Here is a 16,335-nt window from a genome sequence, read left to right as displayed (position 1 = left end):
CTATTCGGATTTATTATGATTTTTACAGCACTCAACGCGGCCTGCGCCGCCCAGCGGCATAATACCCAATGCCCTAAGGGGCTCTATGTCCGCAACGGAGTCCTGCTGCACGAGGGGCAGCCTTACCGGGCTATGGGAATTAACTATCACAACGCTTTGGGGCTTCTGCTTGATGATGCTCAAAATCGGGATTTTGTCGAGGGCTTCAAAGTCCTCAGAGAAAACAAAATCCCTTATATCCGTCTCCGGTTCGGGCCGTTTGAACACATGGGCTGGAAATTTTATCAGGACAACCCCAAAGAGTATTTCCGCAGATTGGATTTATTTGTGCGTGAAGCGGAGAAACACAACATCGGGCTTATCCCGTCAATGTTCTGGTATATTTGCGCGGTGCCTGATTTTGTTAACGAGCCTTTGAGTGCCCTTGGAGACAGTTCCAGCAGGTCACGTGCCTTTATCCGCAAATATACCTCCGACGTTGTCAGGCGTTACAAAGATTCACCCGCGATTTACGGCTGGGAGGTTGGTAACGAGTATATGCTGTTTGCGGATCTTCCAAAGTACGACCATCTGCCGCCGAAAAAAACCGGCTCCGATCAGCCCCGCACAAAGGCAGACAAGCTGCTGCGCCCGCTGATTCTGGATATGTACAAAGATTTCCATCAGACTATCAGAGAGATCGACAAAGACAGAATCATTGTAACCGGCGACTCAATACCCCGGGCACAGGCGTGGCACAACCGCAACGAAGACAAGTGGGCACCTGACAGCAGAGAACAGTGGCTCGAGATGTTTGAGGCTGACACGCCGGATTGTTATGATGTTGCTTCTTTTCACCTCTACAAGGAAACTGATGGGAACTATTATCATGAAAAGGTTCCGATGGAAAAGGTTGTCAGCGACATAACCCAGACCTGCCGGGAAAACAACAAGGTCATCTGGGCCGGTGAGCTGGGAATGCCCGGCAATGACCAAGAGGCCAAAGAATTGTTCTTTCGTATGATGAAAACGATAGAGGATAATGAAATCGAGCTTTCAGCCATCTGGAACTTTATCCCGAATGGGCGGTTCCAGCCTGACTGGGACATACTGCCCCAGGGCGAACGTGCCTATATGCTCAAGGCGGTAAAAGAGCTTAACGAAAGATTTGCCTACGGAGCGGGTATTGATGCCGGCGGCGACAAGCCCGGTTTGACTGTGAAACACGGCGAGTTTTATAAAGACGGTAAACCGTATAAGGGAATCGGGATAAACTATTTCTCCGCCCTTATCCGCATGACCGGCCAGGAAGGCTATCCCCCTAAGCTCTCCGACAGGTCTTACCGACAGGGCCTTGAAACATTAAAACAGTATGATATACCGTTTGTGCGTTTTTGCGCAAGCGGCTTCTATCCAAACGACTGGAAGGTCTATCTCAACAATAAGGAAGACTTTTTCACCGCGTTTGACAGTCTCGTTGCCGATGCCGAAAGTCTGGAGATCGGTTTGATTCCGAGCCTGTTCTGGTATTTCCCGACAGTCCCCGACCTTGTCGGCGAGTCAGTCAATCAGTGGGGCAACCCCAAAAGCAAGACATGTGAGTTTATGCGGCAATTCACCACCGAGGTGGTTGAGAGATACAAAGATTCTCCGGCGATCTGGGCGTGGGAGTTTGGCAATGAGTATATCCTCGAGTCCGATATTCCGGGCGCCGAGCACGGCAGAGGCTGGACAGAGCCTGACCATGCGCCAAAGCCGCCGGTTGGTCTTGCACTGAAACGAACGGCAGATGATAAAATGTACCGCAAAAACATCTGGCCGGCATACAGAGAATTTGTCAGGACTATCCGCAGGATTGACAGGCACCGCCCGATCTTTTCCGGCGACACAATGCCCCGCTCTTCTGCGTATAATAACTGGAAAAATAACAACTGGGAAAAAGACACAAAGGAGCAGTGGAGGAGTCTTTATGTAAAAGACAACGCAATGATGAGCGGCCTTTCTGCCCATTTCTATTATTACTTTAAAGACGACAAGCACATTCACGGCGGCGTTCAGGAGTTTGGCCCTGCCGAGCAGATGGCGTTTATGATGGAGATTGCAGAAGAAACCTGCAAGCCGCTCTTTATCGGTGAATTCGGCCCTGCAAACAGGGACAACACCCGCGAGGAGGAACGTGAGCAGTTTGAAAACATGGTAAACATTATAGTCGAAAATCAGGTGCCGTTATCCGCTTTATGGAACTTTGATTTTGAACATGAAGATCAGGTTCGCTGGAACATTACCGATGACAATCATCGCGCATACATGCTTGATGCACTTGAGCAGGCTAATAAGAAACTCAATAAAAAGTAAAAATATAAAGGATTAACCGATGAGCAGCAAAAAAATCAGCCGCAGAGAAGCAATGATTCTGATGTTTGGAACATCGGCGGCATTTGCCATGCAGAGCCGGTTTTCCTCCGGTGAAAAAGACCGCAGGCCCAATATCGTGGTCTTTACTGTAGATGATATGGATATCACCTCGGTCAACTGTTACGGAAACCCGCTGAAAAACCTCACGCCGAACATGGATCGGCTGGCTTCGCAGTCAATGCGTTTCACCAACGCTCATGTAAGCTCGCCGATATGTATGCCATGCAGGCAGTCCATGATGACAGGGCTTCACCCTCACAGCAACGGCTCGATGGGCTTTGTTGAAGTCGCCGAGGGTGCCTGTCCGTCTCTTTCCGGGATTTTGATGAAAAACGGCTACTACACCGCTTCTATTGGCAAAGGCCGCGATTACAAGGCTTTTGAGTGGGATAACTGGATAAACGGACTTGGCGGCGACGGCTGGTATTCCCGAAAACCCGCCGCGTTTTATGATGAGACAAAAAAGATCATAGAAACAGCCCGGGATGCAGATAAGCCGTTTTATATCGGCGTGAACACATCTGATCCGCACCGGCCGTTTGCCGGCAGTGAGCAGGAAAAAGAATTTGTCGCTAATGTACGAAAGCAATATCCTCACGCACCTGATTTTCCGGTGATGGAGCCGGTATGTTCAGAGGCAGATGTGCCGCTGTTGCCGTACCTGCCGGATTTGCCCGATTTGCGTAAAGAAACGGTTCAGTATCTCACCTGCGTCAAGCGGGCTGATGACACACTGGGCAAAATCATGGAACTCGTGGAAGAGAAAGGGCTCGCGGAAAATACAATTTTCATCTTCTTCAGCGATCATGATGCCCCAATGCCCACCGCCAAGCAGAACTGCTACCGCCATTCTACCGTAACCCCTCTGATGATCCGCTGGCCCGGCAGGATAAAACCCGGCTCGGTAGATTCACAGCATTTTGTTTCAACGCTGGATATTATGCCGACGCTTCTCGACGCTCTGGATATTTCCGTTCCAAAGCGGCAGGACGGCCGTTCCATGCTGCCCGTTCTGAAAGGCAGAAAACAAAATAACCGCGGCGAGGTTTTCACTACATACAACTATGTATATAAAGGTACTCAGGTTTTCCCGATGAGGGGGCTTCATACAAAGAAATGGAGCTATGTCTTTAACCCCTGGTCTGACGGCGTTAAGAAACGTCTCCAGGGAACCGGCCAGCCGACAGACAACCAGTCCGGTCTCTCTCTGGCCGCGATGCAGAAGGCGGCACATACCGACCCTGCGATAAGAAAAAGGCTGGATTACATTCTGCTGCGCCGCCGCGAGGAGCTGTTTGACCTTGAAAATGACCCTTACAGCTTTAATAATCTCGCCGAGAAGCCCGAGTACAAGGCCCGGCTAAATGAAATGCGTGAGCTGATGATCAAGGAAATGAAACGCACCGGCGATCCGTTACTTGAGAGCCTGATAAAGGGGCAATCGTATCCGGCACAATGGGATCAAGGCTGACATTCCTGTATGCAGAAGAATTTTAAGATGAGCGTCTCAACAAGGAGTCTTGCAAATGAAAACAGATAAAGTCAACCGCAGAGGTTTTTTAAGATTGATGATGAGCACGTCTGCGGCGGTTGCGTTTACCGGTTCGGCTTCGGTAGCAAACGCTATGCGCAGCAAAACCGTCTCGTCTGAAACTGCGGCAGATAAACTTTCCCCGCCGCGAAAAAGGCCCAACGTTCTGCTGATAATCAGCGATGACCAGGGCTATGGCGATTTCGGTTTCATGGATAACCAGATAGTGCGTACCCCTAACATTGATGAATTGGCGCGCGCGGGGGCGTTACTCCGCAACTATTCAACCGGCGCCGCCTGTTCACCCGCCCGCAGTATGCTCTACACCGGCAGAAACCACCTGCTGACCGGCGTATGGGGCGTGCCTATTCGGCAGAACCTGCGTACTGATGAAACCATGATGCCTGCGTTTTTCAAAGCCGGCGGGTATGAAACCTTTTATATCGGAAAAGACGACTGCCCGGCGCAGGTGCATACGCTGCCGTGGTTTGCCGGCTGGAACGATGCTCTTGCAGGCGGCGGATACCAGCATAAAGACCCGGTATTAAGACGTAAACCAGACGGCGAGATGCCGCTTCAATGGCAGAACAATAAGTATGAAGGCTGGACTTCGGAGATATGGACAGATGAAGCGGTAAATTTCATCAAAGAAAAAAAAGACAAACCCTGGCTGCTGACAATGGCTTACATTATCCCGCACCTGCCCTGGGAGCCGGTTGATGAACGCTATGCGCCGTATTACCGCGAAAAGGGCTGCTCGGATAATATCGCCGCATGTTTCAGTCACATTGAACAGATGGACGCATGTATCGGCAGACTTCTCGATACTCTCGCTCAGACGGGCCAGGACCGCGACACTATCGTAGTCTTTGTCAGCGACAACGGCCAGACCGGCCCCAGTGCTCGGGAAGTGGATAAGGACGGGCATATTGATACGCCGGACTGGAACATACGAAACGTTGCCGGCCTTCGCGGCAGTAAAACGCTGGTCTGGGAAAACGGCGTGCGTGTTCCGTTGATAGTGCGTTATCCGGGCGTTATTCCTGCAGGCGGCCGCAATCAGTTCGCGGCGGCGGAGGATATCCTGCCGACGCTGCTTGATTACGCCGGCATAGATGATGATATAGTTTCGCACAAGCCGTTTTGCGGCGTAAGCCTTCGCCGGGCACTTGATGACAAAGACACCCTGGTAGAGCATCCGGAAATCTTCCGCATGACGATATGGGGCGAGGGTATGGTAAAGGCGCCGCGGGGTTTTGTTCCCGATCCGCCGTCGCTCAGGCTGGAAGATCACCATGTCTCGCTCTGCGGGCCAAAATATAAACTCCATGTCCGTCCCGGCGGCAGGGTTGAGCTCTATGATAAAGTAAACGATATTCAGGAAACCCGGGATTTGAGCAAAGAACAGCCCAAAATAACCGCCCGTATGCTGGCAGAATGCCGCCGCCGCTGGGATTACGCGATAAACGAGGGCGGCGCGTTCCGTATGGCGCCAATCCTCATCGGAGACCCGTCAACATGGAAATATCCCGACGGCACGTACTGGGGCTACGCCGGCAAGGTGCAGGATGTCTCCGGCGAAATGTATGTTACAAATGTTCTGCAGGGCTTCGCTCTCGCCGGTGACAGCGCCGCGTATCAGCTCGATGTGGCAAAGCAGGGCAAATATGCTATAAGGCTTACCGGAAAAGAACTTACAAACGCGGCACCTTTGTCAATTACCGCCGCGGGACAGACAATAACACAGCAGAAGGCGACGGATAATTCTATTGAGTTTGGAGTTTTGAACCTGCCCAAAGGCAAAATACCCCTCACCGTTGCCGCGGGCGAGACTGAGAAGAAAACCAAAGCCGTCTCAGTTGAACGGATTCTTTTTTCATTAGCCCAATAGGATATCGCCGTGAAAAAGTTAGCTCTATTTATTGTAACATTATCATTCTGTTCGGTTTATGCTGATCTTTGGGTGCCGTCGATTTTCAGCGATTCAATGGTAATTCAAAGCCGAAAGCCTGCCGCGATATGGGGCGAGGCCGATCCCGAAACAGAGGTTACAGTTAAGTTTGCCGATCAGCTGAAAACCACCCGGGCAGATTCTGCCGGCAGCTGGCGGGTTTGGCTTGACCCATTACCCGTATCTTCCAGACCCGAGGCATTGACAATCCGTTCAGGCGAATCAACCCTCGAATACTCAGATATCCTGGTAGGCGAGGTGTGGATTCTCGCCGGACAATCCAACATGGGCTGGCCTCTCTCCAAAAGTGACGGCGGAGCCGAAGCCGCGGCAGAGGCGGATTATCCCTGGCTGAGGATTTTCACCCAGTGGCCCTATCAGGGTGCTGCCGACAAATCCGCACGTGATGTTACCGGCGGGCAGTGGATAAACTGCAACCCCCAAAACGCCCCGAGTCTTTCCGGCGTTGGTTTTTTCTTCGCACGCAAGCTCCGCGAGCTGCTGGAATCAGATACCCCGCTGGCTCTGGTAAATACACAGATGGGAGGAACATACGCCGAGTGCTGGATTGATATGGAAACTCTCAAAAGTATCCCGTCCGCACGGCCGTTTCTGGACAAAGCCGCAAAGGAAATTACGCCCGGCGAATCTGACCCAAAAGGCTACTGGGGAGAGGATAATTTCCGCCGTCCGGCAGCTATGTACAACGGCAAGGTCGCGCCTTTGCAGCCGTTTTCCGCTCGCGGCGTTGTCTGGTATCAGGGCGAGGGCAATTCCCAGAAGTGGCTTGCCTATGGTTATGAGCAGACTCTCACAGCCCTTATAAATAGTTGGCGGGACGGTTTTAAGGATTCTTCACTGCCGTTTTTGATTGTTCAGCTGCCGCGGTATAACGCAGGCCCCGGCAATGACTGGCAGGCCGTTCAGGCCGCCCAGGCAGAGGTCGCCGACAAGATGCGGGGGGTGGAGATGGTTGTAACTCTGGACTGCGGCCGCGATGATGCGATTCACCCGCCGGACAAACAGCCGGTCGGCGAGCGGCTGGCACTGCTGGCAAGTGAAAAAGTATATAGCCGTGAAAATAGCGGAGCAGCAGCGGCTAAGTCTTACCTTAAGTCAAAGTACACAGACATAAAATACGGGGGGCATGAAAGACAGGCCTTTGATTTATGGCTTGCCGCGTCAGAGGGCAAGGGCGAGCCGACACCTCTGTGCATTTACATTCACGGCGGAGGCTTCAGGGGCGGCGATAAAAGCCACATACAGAAAGACGTGATACAGCGGTTTCTTGACAAGGGCGTATCGTTTGCTTCTATGAACTACCGCCTGACAGACGGCGGCAAACACCCTTATCCCGCGGCGATGAATGACTGCGCCCGCGGCGTGCAGTTTATCCGTTCACAGGCAGGCCGGTTGAATATAGACCCATTGAGGATAGCCTGCTATGGCGGCTCTGCCGGCGCCGGTATATCTCTGTGGCTTGCTTTTAAAGACGACATGGCCGAACCTGAAAGCGAAAATCCAATCGCCAGAGAATCTACCCGAATTATTGCGGCAGGTACGCTTGCCGGACAGTCAAGCTATGACATGCGCGTTATCCGAAAGTGGTTTGAATGTCCTGATCTCCCACCGCATTCGGCTCTTGCGGATTTTTACGGAATTCGTGAGGGCGAAACAATAGAGACCCCCAGAGTGGCCGCGCTGGCGGAGGATGCCTCTCCGATCAACCACCTGACCAGAGACGATCCGCCGGTTTACATGGCTTACAACATTCCAAATGAAAAAATAACCGCACAGACCAATCAGAACTTATGGGTGCATCACCCGCTTCTGGGGCTGAAACTCCGGCAGGCTATGCGTAAGCTCGGTATAGAATCTGTTGTAAGTGCCCCCGGGATCAAGGACAATAAATACGCGGATATTTACGATTTCCTGATACAAAAGCTCACAGACTAATCACGGGGTATCAGTACCTGCCGTATGTCTGGGCAACTTTCATCATAATCTCGATATTCTCAAACGGCGTACCCATCGGCACCTGATCGCCTGTGGAGAGGATAAAACCGCCGCCGGCGACTGCCGCGTCTATCGCTTTTTTACAGGCATCTGCCACCTGTTCAACCGAGCCCATCAGCATAATTTCCGTTGTGTGCAGGTTGCCCTTGAGGGCAATTCGGCTGCCGAATGTCTGCTTGATTTGAGCCAGGTCGCAGTCGCCCATCGGCGGCGGCTCAAGCGGTTCAATGCAGTTCAGCTCTGATTCTTCTGCCGCGATTTTGACCAGCTCTCTTTCCGTTCCGCAGCAGTGCAGGTTTGTCGCAACTCCGGCCTGCTTGCAGAGTCTGGTTATCTCCTGAAGCAAGTAAAGCCCCAGCTCACGAAAAATCGGCGGCGGGTTAAACAGCATCATGCCGCTGTTGCCTATAAGAAGAGTATCCGGTTTCCATGACAAAATTTCCTTTACCCGCTCAAGCACTGCCGTGCCGATTTCGTGTTTTTCCTGTTTTATCTTTTGGGAATCATCGAAATATGCCAGCATTTCTTCTTCCGAATGGCTGAGCACCGGCAGTGAGACCATCGGTGCTATAACTCCGTCATCGCCGAGATATCCCCTTGCGTCTTCAAAGTATCGCCGGTCCGCGGCCTGATAATCGGGCCGGATAATTTCAAAGTCTTCAAGCTCATCAGAAATCCCCATCTGAGAAGCCCTCACGATTGAGCTTGCGTGCCCGTCAGTCAAAACCATAACATCCCGTTCCCAGCGGCGTTTTCCCTCCAGCTCTGTAAAACGCCTCACGATGATTTGTTCGTCTGTTCTCTTTACCACCGCACTGACCGGCTCATCCGCCGCGGGTATCCATAAGGGAATGTATGCGTCAACGCCGAATTTCCTGCACGCGTCGATCCGGGCCTTCCATACCGGCGGATCATTGTAGGCGATAATATCCCATGGCTTTTTACCCGAGACACGGATTGGTATCATTTCATACAGGTCTGGTGCCGCGGGGACATGGTCCGGTATTCCGCCTTTGATTGCTGTGAGCAGCCGCTCTTTTCCTGTCATGTTATCAACTTTCTGAAATTTTATTATTCACTCGGCAGGTTTTTTTCTGTTTGCAGCTCCGTAATTTTCTCAACCGCTTTGTACGGATCTCCATTGATGTCAAATATCCCGAAATTAGGCTGAATTTGATCCGTATGCGGATGTCCGATAAAATCATGGCTTTGCCATATATTGTAACCCAGTACCGGATTTGAATTGAAATATTTTATGGCGTTTGCCAGGAAAATCGAGCATTCGTCTTGATTCCATTGATGGTGGTCTATACCGAACTCCTGGCAGAATACCGGCAGAGAAGATACACCAAAAAGCAAATCAATCTTTTCTGCAAATATATCGAACGATAGCTGCCTGGCCCTCTCGCTGCTTTCGCGGGAGAAATCAGGATACGCCCAGCACGCGATCATGTCTATGCCGGTCGGCGTGAAATAGCGGTCAAAAGCACGCCGGGCATCATCGGGAATCGAGCCGTCTTTAACGTATTCTTCTACAAAGCCAAGCTCCCACGCCCATCGTTTGGGATAGAACGGTTTGAACAGTGTCAAGGCCCCGGGGTCTGCTGACTTGATTGCATCGCTCATCTGCTCAAAAGACATCCCGTATCTGCCTTCGGTTAGAATTCCGCCGATGTAATAATCGTAAAAATCACGCCACATCAGCGGATGCGATTCATGCGGCTCAGCGCCTCTGCTCTTGTACCAGCGTTTCCAGTAATCCCTGTCATGCAGCGGCAGAGGAATCCGCGATATGTCTTTATACTTTGTGTTCCATCTTCTGTTCCAGTAGTCAACTTCCGGGTTTCTATCGTTCAAATATCTGCGCCAGTTTCTGTTGAGTATCGGCCAGTCATAGGCATAGGGCATTTGCGGGTTGAGCATCTCAAAATAAAAGGCAGATCCAATTATATTATCGTAAGCAGCGGCAGTCTTTGCCAGAACTCTGAGATAATCAAGAAAGCCGCTGTTAACGGCGGGGTCTAACAGAAAATCCTCAATCAGGTACCCCCTGAAACCTTCTATCTCCCTGCCGCTGTTATCTGATACGGCTTCATATTTTTTTGCGGGCACCTCCGGCGGAACTTTCTCATAGCCGACAAGAATATAGACGTACATCTGATGCTTTTTTACCGCATCGAGCAGGAGTTTGAGCTTTCTGACATTCTCCAGATTATATTCGACCGGCCTGAAAGAATCCTGCGGGTCTGTGTGTATTACGAGCTCTCCCCAGTTCAGCCCAAGGCCTACGGTATTAAAGCCGGTTTTGCTTAACAGCTCCAGGTCGCTGTCCACCCTGTCGATATCAAGGCCTTCAAGAAAATAGAAATGCGAAGCCCGGCTCTGATAATAAAACACACCTCTTGCCCTGAACGGCTCACCGGCGGCATTGATAAGGCTGATATCTTTGCCTTTGTTTATCGTAACGCCTTTCTCCGCCGGTTTCTCAAAATCAAGTCCGCCGGCATGAGCCAGAATCAGCGCAGAAAGAAATACTGTTGTATAGATCAGTTTGCCGGTCATTTTAAACCTTAAAAGTTTTCTGTTCCGTCTTGTCTTAGCTGTTGTCTATCCAGATCGGCGTTGACCACGCCCGCTGTGAATTATCCTCAACGACACGCAGATAAGCAAAATTGCTGCCCGGTTCCGGGGCGAGTTCAGTTTCGACTTTGACAATGCCGTTGTCGCAGGAATCTGTCCTGATTTCCTTGTTGTTATGGATTAGAGTGACGTTCAGCTTATCAGTTTTACCGATCACGGTATAGGCGGCAGTGTTGCTGGTAGAACTCTTGACAGTGGTGCCCATCGGACTGCCGTTGATCTTGAAATCAATATATATCCTGTCAAGAGCGGCGGCATATACGCGGTAGTTGTAGAATGCGTCCCAGATAGAATCAAAGGTGAGATCCTCCGCGAGAAAAGCCACCAGCCCGCCCCTGTAATAGCTCCAGCTGTTTCTCCCCGGCTGAGAAGAGTGCGTATCGCTTGAGCCGATAACACCGAATTTCCTGCCCTTAGCCAGACCGGCCTGCATGAACTTGAATTCCTGGCAGGCTCCGGGGCATGGATTGGGATTGCCAAGGTATTCGCTGGTCCCGTGGGACGAGCAGACCTCTACAAAGCGGAAGATATTTTCGTCCCATATTCCAAACGGGTAATCATCAGAGCCGCGGTTATATGTGAAATGATGCGGTCCGGCAATTACCGCCCGGTTCTTGACATCATATTGCTTGTTAAGCTGCTCTATTACTCCCTCGAGAGTTGACGGCCAGGTCTGTATGTGGTCTTCATCAAAACTTTTGAAATAATAGTTAATGTGGTCAGTGGTGCCGCCTTCCTGGCCGAGAATGGTTACAAATTTGTGCGGCTGATAGAATTTCTTTGCCGAATTTTTTGTCTGCGGCCAGTCAAAATAACCATGGTCAGTAACCGCGCACACATCTAGGCCCGCCTGGTCGCGGCCGTACTCGTAGTATTCGTCGATCGTTTTCCTCAACCCATCCGATACATCGGTATGGCCGTGAATATCGCCCCAGAATATCTTGTATTTCGGCATGTCTGTGCTGACCATACAGGGGTTGCTTCTTCCTGATAATTGCCCGCTGCGGATACGGAATCTCTGGTGGCCGGGTTTGGCGGCTGAAATTATTGTTTTTGCCAGGCCATTCTCAAAGCGGACGCCGCGTTTGATGAGCCTTTCCTGTTCGTCGAATATATCCGCTGCAGCGTTAAAACGGAAATCCGTATTAAGGTTGCCGTCCTCGGCCCGGATCAGCATCTCAAACTCTTTGCCCGCCTGAATGTCCGCCGGCACAAAAGCCGCCAGGCTCGCCGCGTTATCAGCAAGGATATCAATTACCGGACTGGCGGCTATGTTTTCAAATTTGCGGTCGCCGTCGGTATCCGTGCTGATTCGGAATTCATGTTCAGATATTTCTGAGTCGGGCATTGCCAGTTTCTCGGCGTTGGCTCCGAGTGTGAACCGGATCTTTTCATGCGGCTCAACAGGCTTTTTTGTTACCGTCGCAAGGACGCCTTTATGGAACAGGCTGTTTGAAGACCTTGAAGGAGGGCCCATGTCTGCAAACAGTTTTTCCTTAACAGTGAGCCATTCATCTGTCTCAAGCCGGAAATTGTCTGCGGTTTTCCCTTTTACTGTAACATACCCCGGGCTGTTGGGATTGTTGACCTGAAATTTAATTACGTGCCCCACGGCATGATGGACCGTCAGCATTACCGCGCCGCCTACCGGAATCGGCTCTGAGCCGTTCGTAACCTCGATAACTATTTCATACGCTTTGCCGGCGATTAGTGTCTCAGGTTTGATAATCTCTGCTTTGGTCTGAATGATTGAGGCATTTTCTGCATGGGCAAAATCCGCCGCGTTTAACAAAATTGCACCCGAAGCGACAAAGCCGGTGGAGTTTACAACAAAAGCCCGTCTTGATAATTTTTTATCCATAACACTTCTCAAAATTAGATTTATCTATGTGCCAAACCGCAGACAAACTGCTTTAAGCATATAACATATACACTGAAAGCATATATTTGTAAATGTCATTTTGCGTAACTGCTATGTCAGTTTGCGCAGGTTGGCAGCTCGCTGCAAGTCTCTAAAAGAAGGGAGCCGCTTTTGTATGAATGTTCTGGAAAATTGAGGTCTTTTGTGTTATAATTCCCGCTTTAAAATTGTTAACCCGCGATTTACAGAACGGAAGTTTATGAAAAATAATACGAATAAATCAGATATATCAAAGGCTAAAAGTTGGGAAAGCCGGCTTGACGGCGGCCCCGACGAGCTGGCTCAGCTGTTTGTGGAGTCACTCTCCTACGACCGCAGGCTGTACAAGTATGACATACTCGGCTCGGTTGCCCATGCACAAATGCTTTGCAGGCAAGGCTTAATAACACCTGATGAGCTCTCGGAGATTGAGGGCGGTCTGGCAGAGATTCAGAGCGAGATAGAATCGGGCAGCTTCGAGTTTAATATCGTCTATGAAGATATACACATGGCGATCGAGGCGGCGCTTGTGGCAAAGACCGGAGATTCCGGCCGCAAGCTGCATACCGGCAGGAGCCGCAACGACCAGATAGCTACGGATATGCGTTTATGGATGCGTGAGGAAATCGAGAATATACAAGAGCTTATCCGGAATCTTCAGCGGGCGTTTTTGGAACTTGCAGGCAGGTATGCATCCGATGTCATGCCTGCATACACGCACCTCCAGCGGGCACAGCCTGTGTCCATAGCCGCTTATCTGCTCAGTTATATCGAGCAGCTTGAGCGGGATTTTTCGCGTTTAGCTGATTCTAAGAAGCGTCTAAACGTCTTGCCGCTGGGCAGCGGGGCGGTTGCCGGTTCGACACTGACGCTTGACCGAAACAGCACCTGCCATAAACTGGGCTTTGACAGTATTTCCGGCAACAGTATCGATGCTATAAGCGATCGGGATTTCTGCGCGGAGTTTATTTTTGACTGCTCAATGATAATGACGCATCTGTCCAGGCTGGCAGAGGATTTTATCCTGTTTATGAGCACCGAGTACGGTTTTATCAAGATAGCTGATAAATACTGCACGTCCTCGTCAATGATGCCGCAGAAGCGGAACCCGGATATGCTTGAGCTGATACGCGGCAAGGTCGGTTCTGTGCACGGGGCGCTGGTGGCGATGCTGACAATCCTCAAGGCCCAGCCATCATCATATAACCGGGATTTGCAGGAGGATAAGCTGCATATCTTCAAGGCGGCTGATGTGGTAACCGCGTGTCTGCGGATAACAGAGGGTATCGTTTCAAATACCGTGTTCAGAGCTGATGCGATACTGGACGGTATCGATGAAGGGTTCCTGGACGCTACTGCGCTGGCAGAGTATCTGGTCAGCAAGGGTGTGCCTTTCCGCAGTGCGCATGGAATCGTCGGTACTATAGTTGCCGATTGTGAGAAGGCAGGTAAAAAACTCTCTGATGTTTCGCTTGCACGGTACCAGAAATACTGTGAGAGCATTTCTGAAGATATCTACAACGTGCTGGGAGCGGCCAATGTAGCCGCCGCTTACAAGACCGTTGGCTCGGGAGGGGTCAGCCAGTCAATCGAAAGCATTGAATACTGGCGAACCAGATTGTAGCCTGAAAAGAGCGGTTATTTAGATATTGCTACCCTGAATCCCAGGTTGTTACAATGGTTATTCGGGGAAAAGCCGTCTCTGAACTCCGCTCTGCATCTGTCGGAGTTGCTGTACCAGCTGCCGCCGCGGAATATTTTGAAACCGTCATTAGACGGCCAGTACCGCTCATCTGCCGGGGCGTTTTCGTAATCTTCGTGCCATTCGTCGCCGCACCATTCAAGAACGTTTCCGTGCATATCGTAAAGGCCGAATTTGTTTGGACTTAGCTGTCCTACTTCCTGTGAGCTGTTGCCGCTGTTGCGGTCGTACCAGCCATACTCGGCGAGCATTTCTCTTTTTTCGTTAAAGCAGTAGTGGCCTTTGCTGCCGGCCTTGCATGCGTATTCCCACATCGCCTCGCTGGGCAGAATTACTTTTTTGTTGTTAATACCCGAAATCTTTTGGCAGAAATTATTTGCGTCAAACCAGGTAATATTTTCTACCGGTTTGTTCTCGCCTGGAAAACAGCTCGGATTCTCTGACATGACAGCTTTGTATTGTGCCTGAGTAACGGGGTATATAGCCATATAAAATGACCGCCTTACGGTAACCTTGTGCGGCGGCTGCTCAGCTGTGTCGAGCTTGCTTCCCATCGTAAAGGTGCCGGCAGGAACCAGCTTAAGCTCCATTGTGATGCCCGAGCCGCAATCAAGAGTTAAAATCTTTGAACTCGAGAGAAAACTTCCTGAGTCCGACCTCGGCGGCGGTGTGGATGAAGTATCACTTGAGGGGTTAACAAAATTTACTATCTTTTCCAATACTGTCATGCTCATATTCCTTAAACCGATTTGTTATAACATATGTAAATATAACATTTTATAGGTTCCAATAAAAGCCTCTTAAAATCTTGAAACCTTAAAATGAATTGTATAAGCAATGTTAATAATTATGCCAATATCGCAACGACTAGTAATTTTACTGGGTTCTCAAATATAAATCAAGCATAAAATATAATAAAAATGCTTTAAACTTGGTTTTAAAGTATAATTTTTGCTAATAGTCTTGCGGTTTGTTGTTGATTTTGGTATAATAAAATTAAGAAGTTAAACTAAAAAGTTAAAGCTGAAAAAGGAGGTATCAATTTTCGAAGAAGGAAAAGTCGCAAAAATCAGCCGGCGGTCTGCATAGCAGCTGATTGGTTATTGGCTGTCGGTCCCACAATTCATCAGCTTCGTTTCTAACACGGATATATTGCACTTCAAGGTCTGAGTGTTTATTGGAGAAGAAACAACAGATTCATTTTATTCTTTGTAATCACTTGTCTGATTTAAGTTTAAAGGTAGTTTTCTGTTAGACTGTATAATTTAAAGACAGGCCGTGAGGTGCGGCATGTACATATATTGTTTTTAGCCGGTTTTTTTGTTTTTTAGGGCATTTTTACCGGCATAGTAGCCTTTTTGGCAGTGAGGAAAATAGTATGAAGATGATGTTTGAATTAATGGTAGTTGTGCTGATTCTGTCAACAGGTCTCGTTTCTGGAGAGTATTTTAATATTGATTTTGGTAATACGGGTTGGAATCAAGCTCCGGGGATTGACTGGATTCCGAGCAATACTTTTGGTGCAGCGGCAAATCAGCCTGGTGAATGGTATTGTATAACGGGTCCGAGCGGAAGTAGTTCCATGACTGATATAACAGGTAATAATGTGCCTGTAGGATATTCGCTAAATGTTTACAATCAGTACACCGGCACCAATTACAGTGATAGTGATATGGGGCACTTGTTTAAGGATTATGTTTCTACGCTGTCGAATTATCCTTGGGATTTCACCGTAAGAAACCTGCAAAACGGCACTTATAACATCTATCTATATGCCCCTGAACGAGTCGGTATATCTACGGGCGATCTTGATGTAAACGGAGTAATGGTAAGCGATTTTGCAGGTGATAACAGCAGCTCGTTAATTGAGTCAGTAAACTGGAAACTTGCTACAGTGGAAGTTACCGATGGAAATTTAAGTGTAGTTCGGACTAAATCTTATGCGGTAGGAGGGTCGGGTCTTTCAGGTTTACAGATTGCACCTGTGCCAGAGCCGGGGACGATGATTCTTTTCGCAGGTTGCGGGCTTTTGTTAAGACGCAAAATTAAATGAGCCGAGTTTTTCTGCTATTGATAGAATATATCCCAAAAGACCCCTATAACTGCAATAATACCCAATTCATCAGCTTAGTATTGGGAAAAGAGCGGTTACAGGGGTCTTTTTACGTTTTTTAGTTTTATGCTAAATCCATTTATGATTG

10 protein-coding genes are annotated in these 16,335 nt (G+C 49.5%); 6 read left to right on the top strand and 4 right to left on the bottom strand.

Annotated elements, in window-relative coordinates; genetic code table 11:
* Positions 1-15: 15 nt before the first annotated feature.
* From SMSP2_RS09615 to SMSP2_RS15015, 4 genes are read left to right on the top strand one after another with little or no spacing between them, the layout of a single operon-like run.
* On the top strand, positions 16-2,334 hold the full coding sequence (locus tag SMSP2_RS09615; RefSeq protein ID WP_186804670.1) for a cellulase family glycosylhydrolase: 2,319 nt from the start codon (positions 16-18) through the stop codon (positions 2,332-2,334).
* A 19-nt stretch (positions 2,335-2,353) separates the two neighbouring features.
* Entirely contained in the window at positions 2,354-3,865 is a 1,512-nt protein-coding gene (locus tag SMSP2_RS09610; RefSeq protein ID WP_146683740.1) for a sulfatase family protein, read from the top strand.
* A 55-nt stretch (positions 3,866-3,920) separates the two neighbouring features.
* A complete protein-coding gene (locus tag SMSP2_RS09605; RefSeq protein WP_146683739.1) occupies positions 3,921-5,816 on the top strand; it encodes a sulfatase-like hydrolase/transferase in 1,896 nt (631 codons plus the stop codon).
* A 9-nt stretch (positions 5,817-5,825) separates the two neighbouring features.
* Positions 5,826-7,832 carry a sialate O-acetylesterase gene (locus SMSP2_RS15015; protein ID WP_222566318.1) on the top strand — a complete coding sequence of 669 codons (2,007 nt, stop codon included), beginning with the start codon at positions 5,826-5,828 and terminating at the stop codon, positions 7,830-7,832.
* Positions 7,833-7,842: 10 nt separating this feature from the next.
* Here SMSP2_RS15015 and SMSP2_RS15325 read toward each other — a convergent pair whose 3' ends face one another.
* From SMSP2_RS15325 to SMSP2_RS09585, 3 genes are read right to left on the bottom strand one after another with little or no spacing between them, the layout of a single operon-like run.
* Positions 7,843-8,940, bottom strand: coding sequence for a uroporphyrinogen decarboxylase family protein (locus SMSP2_RS15325; RefSeq protein ID WP_146683738.1), 1,098 nt, complete (start codon positions 8,938-8,940; stop codon positions 7,843-7,845).
* Positions 8,941-8,963: 23 nt separating this feature from the next.
* On the bottom strand, positions 8,964-10,454 hold the full coding sequence (locus SMSP2_RS09590; protein ID WP_146683737.1) for a glycoside hydrolase 5 family protein: 1,491 nt from the start codon (positions 10,452-10,454) through the stop codon (positions 8,964-8,966).
* Positions 10,455-10,488: 34 nt separating this feature from the next.
* Positions 10,489-12,393 (bottom strand): CehA/McbA family metallohydrolase domain-containing protein, encoded by a 1,905-nt coding sequence (locus SMSP2_RS09585; RefSeq protein WP_146683736.1) that lies wholly within the window; start codon positions 12,391-12,393, stop codon positions 10,489-10,491.
* A gap of 259 nt (positions 12,394-12,652) precedes the next feature.
* Between SMSP2_RS09585 and argH the strand changes: the two genes are divergently transcribed.
* Positions 12,653-14,056 carry an argininosuccinate lyase gene (gene argH, locus SMSP2_RS09580; RefSeq protein ID WP_146683735.1) on the top strand — a complete coding sequence of 468 codons (1,404 nt, stop codon included), beginning with the start codon at positions 12,653-12,655 and terminating at the stop codon, positions 14,054-14,056.
* 14 nt (positions 14,057-14,070) lie between these two features.
* On the opposite strand, the gene SMSP2_RS09575 is transcribed toward argH, so the two are convergent.
* Positions 14,071-14,862 carry a formylglycine-generating enzyme family protein gene (locus SMSP2_RS09575; protein ID WP_186804669.1) on the bottom strand — a complete coding sequence of 264 codons (792 nt, stop codon included), beginning with the start codon at positions 14,860-14,862 and terminating at the stop codon, positions 14,071-14,073.
* Positions 14,863-15,512: 650 nt separating this feature from the next.
* Between SMSP2_RS09575 and SMSP2_RS09570 the strand changes: the two genes are divergently transcribed.
* On the top strand, positions 15,513-16,187 hold the full coding sequence (locus SMSP2_RS09570) for a PEP-CTERM sorting domain-containing protein (protein ID WP_146683733.1): 675 nt from the start codon (positions 15,513-15,515) through the stop codon (positions 16,185-16,187).
* The last annotated feature ends 148 nt before the right edge of the window (positions 16,188-16,335 follow it).

The organism is Limihaloglobus sulfuriphilus (assembly GCF_001999965.1).
GTDB classification, from domain to species: domain Bacteria; phylum Planctomycetota; class Phycisphaerae; order Sedimentisphaerales; family Sedimentisphaeraceae; genus Limihaloglobus; species Limihaloglobus sulfuriphilus.
This window is presented reverse-complemented; position numbering and strand designations above follow the sequence as displayed.